Origin of the sequence: Testudinibacter aquarius (assembly GCF_004342725.1) — a bacterium.
In the GTDB taxonomy this organism is placed as follows: Bacteria; Pseudomonadota; Gammaproteobacteria; order Enterobacterales; family Pasteurellaceae; genus Chelonobacter; species Chelonobacter aquarius.
Genome location: NZ_SMCP01000008.1, coordinates 94897 through 107497, shown reverse-complemented (window position 1 = coordinate 107497; position 12601 = coordinate 94897). Strand labels below are relative to the sequence as shown.

General features: G+C 45.3%; 3 protein-coding genes. All 3 read left to right on the top strand.

Annotated elements, in window-relative coordinates; genetic code table 11:
- Positions 1-345 precede the first annotated feature (345 nt).
- The 3 genes from EDC16_RS09325 to EDC16_RS09315 all read left to right on the top strand — a co-directional run bounded on the left by EDC16_RS09325 (position 346) and on the right by EDC16_RS09315 (position 12574).
- Complete coding sequence (locus EDC16_RS09325) at positions 346-2061, top strand: ShlB/FhaC/HecB family hemolysin secretion/activation protein (RefSeq protein ID WP_232517232.1); 1716 nt, start codon at positions 346-348, stop codon at positions 2059-2061.
- 65 nt (positions 2062-2126) lie between these two features.
- Positions 2127-12008, top strand: a complete 9882-nt coding sequence (locus EDC16_RS09320) for a two-partner secretion domain-containing protein (RefSeq protein ID WP_132967583.1) — start codon at positions 2127-2129, stop codon at positions 12006-12008.
- Positions 12008-12574, top strand: coding sequence for an ankyrin repeat domain-containing protein (locus EDC16_RS09315; RefSeq protein ID WP_416069087.1), 567 nt, complete (start codon positions 12008-12010; stop codon positions 12572-12574). The genes EDC16_RS09320 and EDC16_RS09315 overlap by 1 nt, the downstream gene beginning before the upstream one ends.
- The last annotated feature ends 27 nt before the right edge of the window (positions 12575-12601 follow it).

Genomic DNA, 12601 nt, shown 5'->3' with positions numbered 1-12601 from the left:
CCAATGATAGTTAAATGGTATAGCCAAATAGCTTAATTAAATGGTTTAACAGGGCTGTGAATATAGGACTGCCTGATCTTATTTGAAACGAATTACGCTCCAATTCGATTGAATTTACACTGGCAAAATTTAACAAATCAACATATACTTCTACCATTCATATTCTGTCAATTTATTTTGTCAATTTTAGCCAGGTACAGTATTTTGCGACTTAAAAGCTCAACACTCTTTTTTAGCCGTGTTCGACTCAATTTTACTTCTTCAACCTTTGCTTTCATAACACTTGCTGTTCCAATGTTGGCTTTTCCGACTAAGGTCTTCGCCGACACAAACAATTCATCAACAGTGAGTGTAAGCGATTTACAATTCGATGCCCAACAGCAACAACGCCAACAACAGCAGAGCCAAGCGCTGCAACGCCAGCAAGTCCACACTCCCGAAGTGCGGTTTCAGACCGAGAGCGATAGTACCGAACAACGCCCCTTGTTAATCCCCGAAGCCCAATGCCTGACCATCTCTCAACTCTATCTGACCGACCTTGACCTGAACACCCCCGATTTAAACGCCTATGCCGCCAAAGACACCCGACCACCGATAAGCCAATTTGATTGGGCGTTGGATGCGGTGTATCAAGCACAGGATTTCTCGTTGCCACATTGTGTCGGCGGGGAGGGGATCGGTATTTTAATTAAACGGGTTCAAAATGCGATTATCGAAAAGGGTTTTGTGACCACACGGGTGTTGGTGCAACCACAGGATTTACGTTCGGGCAAACTGATATTGACAGTGGTGCCGGGGCGAGTGAGTCAGATTCAAATGCGGGATAACAGTGCCTTTCGCAAAGTGACACCGGCAACGGTGTGGTTTGCTTTGCCGATGAGCAGCGGCGAACTGTTGAATATTCGTGATATTGAGCAAGGGTTGGAAAACCTGAAACGACCACCGCATGCGGATGCCAATATTCAAATTGTTCCGGCGGAGGAAGGCGCTAATCCGGGCGACAGCAATTTGCTGATTGATTTTGAGCAGCGCTTTCCTTACCGTTTAACCTTGGGGCTGGATGATGCCGGCAGTAAATCGACCGGTCGGCTGCAAGGCAGTGTCACGGCATCGATTGAAAATATGCTGTCACTCAATGACCTGTTTTACACCTCACTTACCCGCAGTTTTAAGCGTGGTAGTGATGATAACGGACAACGAGGCAGTAAAAATATCAGCCTGTATTACGGCGTGCCGTGGAAAAACTGGATGCTGAGCGTGTCCGGCTCGAAACAGGATTATCACCAGCAGGTATTCGGGGCGTTTACCGACTATCGTTACGCCGGTGAAAGTACCACGATGAACGCCACCCTGTCACGTTTACTCTATCGTGACCAACAGCGCAAAACCACGGCGAGTCTGGGGGTGTGGCACCGACGTTCGGCCAACTACATTGATGATGCCGAAGTAGATGTGCAGCGTCGCCGCATGGCAGGTTGGCAAATCGGTCTCCAGCACAAAGAATATATCGGCAAGGCGACCTTAGATATCAGCCTCAATTACAAACGTGGCACCGGTGCCAACCGCTCGCTGGCAGCACCGGAAGAACAGTATGGCGAAGGCACATCACGCCCAAAAATCATCAATGCGGATATCAGCTTAACCCTGCCGTTTGCACTGGGGCAGCAACCGTGGCGTTATATCACCGCTTGGCGGGCACAATGGAATAAGACCCCGCTGATTCAACAAGACCGCTTCAGTATCGGCGGACGTTACACCGTGCGTGGTTTTGACGGCGAGTTGACACTGTCCGGTGACCGAGGTTGGTTGTGGCGCAATGAATTGGCGTGGAATGTGATGGCAAGCGGGCATGAGCTGTATGTCGCCATCGACAAAGGCGTGATACGAGGACGTGGCACCGAGCAACTGTTAGGGCGTCATTTGGTGGGCAGTGCGCTGGGGCTGCGTGGCAATTTGTGGGGGCTGAATTATGAGTATTTTGTCGGCACCCCGATTCACAAACCACAGGGCTTTCGTACCAGCCATGTGACCACCGGCTTTAATCTGAGTTATCAGTTTTAATTCAATCGCCATAAACAAATTCAAAATAGATTTAAAATAGACACAGAAAGTAAAAGGAATCCCCGATGAACAAGCATCTCTACCGCCTGATTTTCAGCAAAACCCAACAACGTTTGGTGGTGGTCTCTGAAATTGCCACTCGTGAGGGCAAAGCCAAAGGCGAGGGCGGGCAGATGGCTGCGGAAGGGGTGAGCCGTTTTACGTTAGGCAAAGGCTGGCGGCTAAGTGCGGTTAATGTCGGTTTGTTCAGCCTGTTGGGTTTGCTGTTTTGTGCAACGGCGAGTGCCAATGAAATGCAAATTCGTGCCGACCAAAGCGCACCGAAAAATGAACAGGCGATTATTCTGCAAACCGCCAACGGCGTGCCGCAAGTTAATATCCAAACCCCGAGCGCCCAAGGGGTATCTAAAAACAGCTATACCCAATTCGATGTGGCGAATCAGGGCGCTATCCTCAATAACAGCCGCAGCAACACCCCAACCCTACAAGGCGGTTGGGTGCAAGGCAATCCGTATTTGGCGACCGGCGAAGCCAGGGTGATTGTCAATCAGGTCAATTCTGCTGACCCCAGTCGATTGCACGGCTATGTGGAAGTGGCAGGACAACGAGCGGAGGTGATTATCGCCAACCCCTCAGGCATTGAATGCCAAGGCTGTGGCACGATTAATGCCGGTCGCACCACCTTGACTACCGGCAAAGTCGAGATGAGCAATGGCGATGTCAACGGTTTTACCGTAGAAAACGGCAAAGTGGTGGTTAGCGGTCGTGGTATGGATACCTCAAGTTCAGATTACACCGATATTATTGCCCGAGAAGCCGAAGTCAATGCCGGTATTTGGGCGAAAGCGCTGAAGGTGACCACGGGCAAGAATAAAGTTTCTCGTGATAACCGCAGTGTTGAAATTCTGCATACCGGTGGCAACACAGAGCCAAACCCAACGGTGGCGCCACAAAAAATGCGGTATGCGGTGGATGTCTCCGAATTGGGCGGGATGTATGCCGGCAAAATCCATCTGGTTGGCACGGAAGACGGCTTAGGCGTGCGCAATGCCGGACATATCGGTGCCACCCAAGGCAATGTACAGATTGATTCACAAGGGCAGATTGTCAACACCGGTTTTGTCGGCGCACAACAAGACGTCAAAGCCAGCGCCAAACAGCAGCTGGAAAACCGCGGCACGGTGTATGCGCAACAGGGCGATGTCCAATTGCAAAGTCGAACCCAAGGTATTCAACAGCACGGCAGTGTTATTGCCAAGGGGAATGCACAAGGAAAAGGCAAAGTGCGGTTGCAAGCGAACGGCAAGATAGCGCAACAGGGCGAAACCTTCGCTGAGGGCGACATCGGTTATCAAGCCAAACAGATTGACACCGAAAAAACCGCGGTACTTGCCGCCGGCGTGCGGTTTGAGCAAACCGACAACGGCGAACGTAAAACCCTGAATGCCGCCAGCGAAAACGGCAAAAACCTCACCCTGACAGCCGAGCAAAGTGCGGTGGCGCAGGGGCAGAATTTGGCGTCGGGAAAATTGCAGGTTAAGGCAAAAGCAGTCAATTTAAATCATGGCCAAACCAAAGGTTATAATATTGATATTCAAGCAAGCAATGGCAATGTAAACGCAGACAGTGCGGTGTTAAGTGCGGTCAAAAATCTGACGATTAACACACCGACCACACTTTCAACTCAGGGTAGCCAATTAACTGCTGAACGCATTCAAACGACGCAAACCGATTTATTTAACCAAAAAGGCAGTTGGCAACAAACCGGCACTGATGATTTTAACCTGAAGGTTCGTCATATTCAAAATCAAGGCGGTACGTTGAGTACAGGGGGCAATTTTCATCTGAATGCCGATGAGGTAGAGAATACTGAAGGGCGGTTAATTGCCGGTCAAAATTTAGTAATAAATGCCGTCACTAAGTTTAATTCGGCAAGAGGTACGTTATTTGCGAACAACTCTCTTAACCTACAAACTAATCAATTGACGAATACCAATGGTCTAATTAAAAGTCTCGGCAATATGCATATCAATACCAATAAGGGAGACATATCTAATCAGCAAACCAATATTAGTGACAGTACACCAAAAGGCATTATTGCTTTAGGTAATTTAGTCATTAACAGTGCGACATTGAATAATACGCTCGGTTTTATTGCCAGCAATCAAAATATAACGATAAATGCCGATACGCTTCGAAATGATTCAGGGAAACTTTATGCCGCTCAGCAAGCAGAATTACAGTTAAACAATGGCTATTACAGCACACAAGGAAAATTACAAGCTGACTCGTTATCTATCAGCGTGCCGATAATCGAACAACATCAATCGAATATAACGGTGAATAAGCAACTCACTATTGTAGGCGATAGCCTAGTATCAGCGGATAAGAGTACTGTTTCAGCCAACGAAATTAATATCACACTGGCAAAATCGTTAGATCACTCTGAAAGTACTATTTTAGGCAATCAGTCAGTTACCATTGATGTACAAGGTGGATTGCATAATTCAAATTCAACAATTGCCAGCCGATATCATGATTTGATTATAGAAACTAATAACACTACGTTAAATAACGCAAGCGGTACGCTTTTTGCTCAGGAAGATCTTCGTCTTAATAGCGGGAGTCTGAATAATAATGACGGTATCATTCAAGCTAAATTAAATGCTGTCTTGCAAACAACCGAACTCAGTAATCAAAACGGTGTTGTCATGGCGAACAATGCTGATATTATCAGCGGCGGAATTAATAATGTAAATGGTACGCTATTTACCAATACCGCACTTAATATTATTTCAGATGCGCTAAATAATAGTGCAGGAATGATTGATAGCCAAGGCGAGCTGGCTATCAATACGCAGGGAGCTGCATTAAATAATCTTCAAGGTCGAATTTTTTCAAGTAACACTAGATTAAATTCCGGCGCGATTAATAATCAGCAAGGTTTATTGCGTGGAGATAAAACGCTTACTATTGATACTAATAATCAACATCTTGATAATCAGAATACTCAACAAACAAATCAAGGTATTATTGGGTTAGGTTCAGTTGTATTAAATAATATTAATCGACTTAATAATACGCTGGGTAAAGTGGCGGCGGATCAAAACTTAGCTATCAATGCTCAAACACTGACAAATATAAACGGCATTATTAATACACAACAGCAAGCCGTCATACAAGCAGAACAAATTGATAACCAAATGGGTGCGATTTGGGGAACAAATACGCACCTGAATGCGACGACGATTAATAATCAGCAAGGTGGCCAACACGGTTCATTGATTGGTGCAACTGATATATTGAATATTACCGCAACACAGCTTAATAACCAACAAACTGTTGCAACTGGAATCAAACCAACCCAAGGATTGCAAGCTAAAAATATTCAACTCAATATTGCTGAGTTAAATAACCAGCAAGGTGGCGTTTATGCTAATAATATCGTATCTGCCACAATTAAAAATCAGCTCAATAACCAAGCGGGTGAGTTTTTAGCAGGACAAATTGTACAAATTCATGCACTGGACAATAATTTAGTGGTTGATAACCAAGAGGGTACGATTGAAGCCGGACAACAGCTGAATTTGAGTGCTAAAACCTTACAAAATGAAGGTAAAATTAAAACCCAAGGGAATGCCGAAATTGCACTCAGCGACAGTTTTACCCTAAATCAAGCTTTCCAAATAGGAAATAACTTAGTTTTCAGTACACAGGGTGATTTTGTCAATAATGTCAAACAAGTTGTTGGTAATCAAGCTTCATTCGCAGCTAATAATTTGATTAATAATCAAAACTCTGAGATTTCATCAAATCATACATTAATCAATGCCAATACGGTCACCAACTACGGGCTATTAGACGGTACGCAAAATATTATTAAAACCGATATATTAAATAATCTCGGTAGCGCTCGGATTTACGGTGAGCATTTAGCGATTCAAGCAGAGAGCCTGAATAATCTCAATAACGGTGAAAAATCTGCAACGATAGCCGCACGTGAACGTTTAGATTTAGCTGTAGGCACGTTAATTAATCGTGATCACAGTTTGATTTTTAGTGTCGGTGATATTGCTATAGGTGGTCAATTAAATGAGCAAAATCAAGCGACCGGCTATGCCAAATTCGTGGATAACGGCAGTGCAACCATTGAAGCCTTGGGGAATGGTGAAATTAGAACGGAACGATTATTAAACCATGATCTTTATTTAAAATTAGGGGAATATCATACTGATGAGCATATTATTGAATATGCGCCATCAAACAGTTCAACACGTTATGCTTTGCTCAATAAAAACGGGGGTGAAGGTTCATTTGAACTAAAAAATAATGATAAGCATGATTCCAACTCTTATTTTATTTTAAAAGACGGCACCAGAATTGCCTCTCGTTACTGGACAAACTGGGATTATAATCGCCATACCGTCACCAGTACAATTGAATATCGCGATCCGGCTAAAATCCTGATCGGTGGTGATCTATTGCTTTCAGGCTCAGATTTAGAAAATAACGCTTCTACACTATCCATCGGTAAAACATTAGTATTGGGTGATCGTATTTTCACCCGTAATGAAAATAACAGTGATTTAACGGCCGATGGAGTGACCTTAAAAAATATTGATATTCAAGGCACTATAGATATTATGGATACTGGCAGATGGAGCAGTTTTGGAAAAGAATATCGCCGTTATGGATCCCTTGGTAAAAAGCGCTGGGCGGTTTATGGCAACGGCTCAGGTAATGTCAATGAAATACATCCGACACAATATTTTACATTTGATAAAGTTTTAAATGAAATCGGTAGTGAAGTTACCGGTACCAATACCATAATTGATAATCAATCATATGCGGATACTGTTGCATTAAAAACCATTACCACATCAGGATTATCGACATCAGTCGGGCAAGAAAATATTGCAGCGCCTACGGTAAATGTAGTCATATCCGGGCAGACTTCCACGATCTCCCCTGAAAACTTGGGTAATAGTGTGCCACCCGTTATCAAAACTCATGTAGTAGAAATCATCTTGCCGCAAGCCAGTCTGTATCAAATTAATCCAGCTGCACCAAATGGCTATTTAGTCGAAACCGATCCGCAATTTGCCAACCGTCGCCAATGGCTGAGTTCGGATTATATGTTTACAGCCTTGCGCAGTGATCATAACAACATGCATAAGCGTTTGGGTGACGGTTTTTATGAGCAACGCTTGATTAATGAACAGGTTAATCAACTGACCGGACGCCGTTTCTTAAATAATTATCAGTCGGACTATGATCAATACAAAGCCCTGATGGATAGCGGGATCAAATATGCGGCACAGTTTGGCTTGATTCCGGGCGTAGCGCTGAGCGAAGCGCAAATGAAAGAGCTGACGACCGATATGGTTTGGTTGGTCAATCGTGAAGTGCGCTTGGCGGATGGCAGTGTGACCACAGTATTGGTACCGCAAGTGTATATTGTGGCGCGGGATACGGATGTGAGTTCGCGTGGGGCGGTGATTTCAGCCAATCAGATTATTGCCAATACCCGCGGTGATATTGAAAACAGCGGTGTGATTGCCGGGCGGCAGCTGACCGCACTTTCAGCGGAGAATATCCGTAATCTGGGCGGCGTGCTGCAAGGTGAAAATGTCTTGTTACAGGCACAGAATGAACTGCTGAATTTGGGGGGCAGCTGGTCGGCAGATAAAAAATTGGTTGGTGTGGCCAATACCATCCGGATTGAAAGCACCCTGTCTGAAACTGAAGATACCGGTGAGTTTTATAAAAAAGGCTTAAATCAACTGGCCAAAGTGCGGTTAAACGATCGCAATGGCGAACTGATCCTCCGTAGCCAAGACGATATTACCATTAAAGGCGCAAATTTTGATATTGCCGGCAAAACAGCAATCAATGCGGGTAATCATCTGAATTTAGGTACGTTGACGACGGAAAATAAAGAACAATATAACGCTAATCAAGACAATTATTATCGTCTGCATCAAACGGCAGAAGTGGGTAACCAGTTGAATTTTAACGGTGACACGATATTGACCGGGGAAAATGGCGTGGCTATTCGTGGTAATCAGATTCACGGCGACGGGAAACTGCTTGTTACTTCACAAGGTAATATTCAAATTGAGGAAGCTCGCCAAACAGAGCAACTCGCCTCTGCCTCTAAAACCAGCAGCAAGAGTTTGTTGAGCAAAACCACGGAAATCAGAAAACACGATCACGATTATAATTTGGCAGTCGGCTCACAAATTGATGCGAAAGAGATATTGATTCAGTCCAAACAAGGTGATGTCAAAGTTATTGGCAGTGATGTCGTTGCTGAAGAGACGATGTTGATTCAGGGTAAAAATGTGTCGATTGTCGAAGCGGAAAATCGAATGAAAGAGGAGAATTTCAGCCAAACCACGAAAAAGGGACTGATGAGCAGCGGAGGATTTGGTTTTACGATTGGTTCACGCCAAACCACGTTGGAAACGGATAACCGTAAATATTATTCTCGTGGCAGTCAGGTCGGCAGTTTGAATGGCGATATGCTGGTGGTTGCCGAAAATGACTATTTGCAACGTGGCAGCGCCGTGACCTCGCTCGCCGGTGATACTCAGGTTCAAGCCAAACGGATTGATATTACTGCTGCGGATGATCGATATGAAACCGATCAAAAATACACCTTTGAACAAAAAGGCTTGACGGTGGCCGTGAATGTGCCGGCGTTACAAGCCGTACAAAGTGCGGTAGAAACGGTGAAAAATGTCGGTAGCAGCAAAAATGATCGCATTAATGCAATGGGGGCGGCCAATGCGGCTTGGGACAGTTATAAAGCCGGTAAGGATTTAAAAGCATTAGGGGAAGGTCTGGCAAATGGTGATATGTCCGCACAAAATGTCAGTGTCTCCATCACCTATGGCGAACAGAAAAATGTGAATCAAACCCATACAGAAGGCAACACCGCAAACAGCAGTAAGCTGCATGCCGGCGGCAAAGCGTTGTTGATTACAACGGGCGAAAAAGACACCTCGCATATTAACATCAAAGGCTCGGATGTCGCCGGGCTTGAGGGAACGGTGCTGCAAACCGCAGGTAAAATTGCGATTACGGCGGCTGAGCAACATCATCAAGAACGGAGCAAAAACAGTTCGCAAGGTTGGAATGCGGGCGTTGCCGTCAGCTATGGCAGTGATGGTTTTGCTTTTGGTGTGACAGCCGGAGGCAACCTAGGAAGAGGTTACGGCAATGGCGATGAACGCAGTTGGGTCAACAGCCATGTTGGTTTGCAAGAGAGTAACACGACGATAATCAGCGGCGGTGACACGAATATTGTCGGCGGTGTGGTGCGTGGCAAAGGGATTCATACTGACATTGGCGGCGATTTAGCGATTGCCAGCTTACAAGACAGTTTGCAGTATACCGGCAAGCAGCAAAATATCAGAGGTCAAGTCACGGTAGGCTACGGCGTATCAGGCTCAGCGAGTTATAACCAATCGAAGATGAATGCGGATTATGTCAGTGTGCAAGAACAATCCGGACTGTTTGCCGGGGATGACGGTTACCAAGTGACGGTGAAAGGGCATACTGAGTTGGGTGGCGGCTTAATCACTTCAACGGCACAGGCGGAATCAGAGGGGAAAAACCGTTTCCGCACCGGCACAATAGATTATCGAGATATTGAAAATCATGCCAATTACAGCGGAAGTACGCTTGGCGTGAGTAGTGATTTCAGTGTCGGCGGCGGCGAGAGTGCGAAAGAAATCGGCGGTGTGAAGTTAGCATCGCAGGGGCAGAATTATGCCCGGCAAGAGGGTGACCCGAATAGCGGTAAAGGCAAAACTGAAGTCAGTATGGGCATCGGTTTTGGTTCAGACAGCAGCCGTGCTAGCGATGTCACCCGCAGTGGTATCAACACCCGCAATATTGAGATAACCGACAGTGTTGCACAGCAAGCCCGGACGGGAAAAAGTGCAGAAACAGTATTGAGCGGTGTGCAAACGGATATCACCACCGAAAGTGCGGTAGCACACTCAGGCAGGGTGAACAATCAATTTGATAAAGACGCTTTGCAAAAAGAGCTGGATATTCAACGGACGACGACGGAAGGTTTTGGCAAAACCGCAGCACAGGGCGTGGCTTATACTGCTGAAAGATTGGGCGATGTCAAAGCCTATGAGCTGACGGAAGGGGTTAAAGCGCAAGCGGAGCAAGCGCTCAAGCACGAAACTGACCCGAGCAAACGTGCGGCGCTGAAAAACAAGATTGCACAGGCAGATGCCTATCTGGAACAGAACCGAGCGAACTACACCTTATGGAAAGAGGGCGGCGCAGGAAGAACCGCACTTCATGCGCTTGCAGGCGGGATGTTAACCGGCAATGTCAGCGGTGCCGTGGCAAGCGGCACAACCTCGGCTGCCGCCCCGCACTTGAATATATTGGGTCAAGAATTGGGCGATGTGGGCAAAGCGGTATTGGATATCGGTGCGGGCATGGCGATAGGGGCGGCAACCGGTGGCGGCACAGCAGCGGTGAGTGCGGGCGGCAATACCGATTGGTATAACCGTCAGTTGCATCCGAGTGAGTTGGATTGGATTCGGAATAATGCGGAAGCTTTTGCCAAAGAACAAGGTATTAGTGTGGCAGAAGCGGAGCAGCGTTTGATTGAGCGGGCGGCACAACGGGTGGATTATGCCTGGTCGAAGATGATAGACAGCCAAGATGCGGCGGCGGATAGTTTCCTGTCCTCGGCGTCGGCTATGAAAGGCGATGTGCCGTCATCAAGTGCGGTGAGCTTTATCAACAGCGACGGCAAAGCACAGAACCTGTTTAGTGCCTCAGGAGATGAGTATTACTCAATAGGAAAATATTCAAATTTAGCGGCAAAATATAATCGAGAAAACAATCAGTTTTTGACGAATATTCTTGTGCCGAAAGTGAAGAATAACCTTGTTTTTGAGGGGGTGAAAGACGGTGGTAATGCGCTTAGTGAGGCAGCAAGAACAGTGTTAGATTCCCCGATAGAAACCAGCAAAAATGTGGTGAAAACAGTCCAACATAGCCTGTCGGACTGTTTAAAAAATCCGCGGGCTTGCGCAACAGAAAAATGGGCGACCTTTGATACATCTTCGGGCGACTTACTGAGAACGCATTACAACCAGGCTGATGTTAATGCCTTATACGGCAAAGATATGCGTGCCGAAACCGCACTTGTGTCGTTAATCAGAGGCGGAACGGTGGTGGCGGAAGTGCTGCCGGTGGTAAAAGGTGCGAGTGTTGTTGCGAAGACGGTTGATAATATTGCGGGTATAACAGATAAGTTAGCCGCAGCTAGCCAGGTTGCAAAACATAATTTAGAAGAAGTAGTACTGCGTGGGGCTGATGGACGCTTAGAGAAATATAGCTATATTGGTGAAGGTATATTTGAAGCTCCAAGTGGCGGCAAACTGATTGCGACGGGTCAAGTTGACCCTGTCAGCGGTTATCCGGTTTTCCAACGAATAAATTCGGACGGGAAATTATATGAGAGTTATTTGACGGTAAAAACCGATGGTACTCAACTGAATAATATAGGTAAACCGGAAGCGTTAAAGGTACAGCCAACAGTAAGCGATGCGATTGATGGCTTATACGATAGAAGTTATCTACGTTCGGAGACGATGAAAAATATTTTAAGTCATTATGAAGCATTACCGAATGGTGATTATCGTAATATTGCAACTGAGGCTGTTATTAAAGGTCCGATAGATATTGGTCATGCCTATGGTTGGGAGCATCGACGTTTATCGCTAGCAGCTCATGAATTAAATTTTTCCCGACAAGAATTTAATGATTATGTGAATGCCAGACCGGAGAATTTTAGGTTGGAAAATATGTCGATTAACCGTAGTCATGTGGATGAAATGCCGGGTAATGGGAATCTAAATGATATTATTGATGATATGAAAAAGTTTAGAGCAACAGGAGAATAATTATGGCTAAACAAAATAAAAATCAGACCTTTGAAGAAAGATATCAAGAATTATATGAAAAAGACTTTGACTTACAAGCTACAGCAGCAAATAGAGAAGAAGATTTATCATTATTAAAAAAATTATTTTTTGAAGAAAAAAAGTTGGATATCTTGGAAAAAACGCCAAAAGAAAAATGGAATTGGCTACACCGCTGCAACCTTTTATCTGCGGCACCGCTCAGTGTGGTTCAATTTTATATTGATCATGGCGTGGAGGTGAATGCCCAAGATATGTATGGCATGACCCCATTACATTATGCAATGCGTTCAAAGAATGTAGATGGAGCGATTGCGTTATTAAATGCGGGGGCTGCTCCTAATATTCCTAATCGAGACGGGTTAATTCCATTATCAATGATAGGATATATACGTGAACATTTAGATGTTTTAGAACTTATGTTAAAAAATGGTGGAGATGTACATTATGAATATCAAAATGAAGGTTCTGTGTTGGAGCGTTACAAACCTAGAGGTGATGAAACAAGAAATATAGCGATCTATGACATGATGTTGAAATATAGCTAGAGGCACAACCTCGGCTGCCGCCCGGTA

Excerpts from the sequence above, each read along its gene's own strand:
- EDC16_RS09320 (WP_132967583.1), top strand. The coding sequence starts at position 2,127 with ATGAACAAGCATCTCTACCGCCTGATTTTCAGCAAAACCCAACAACGT.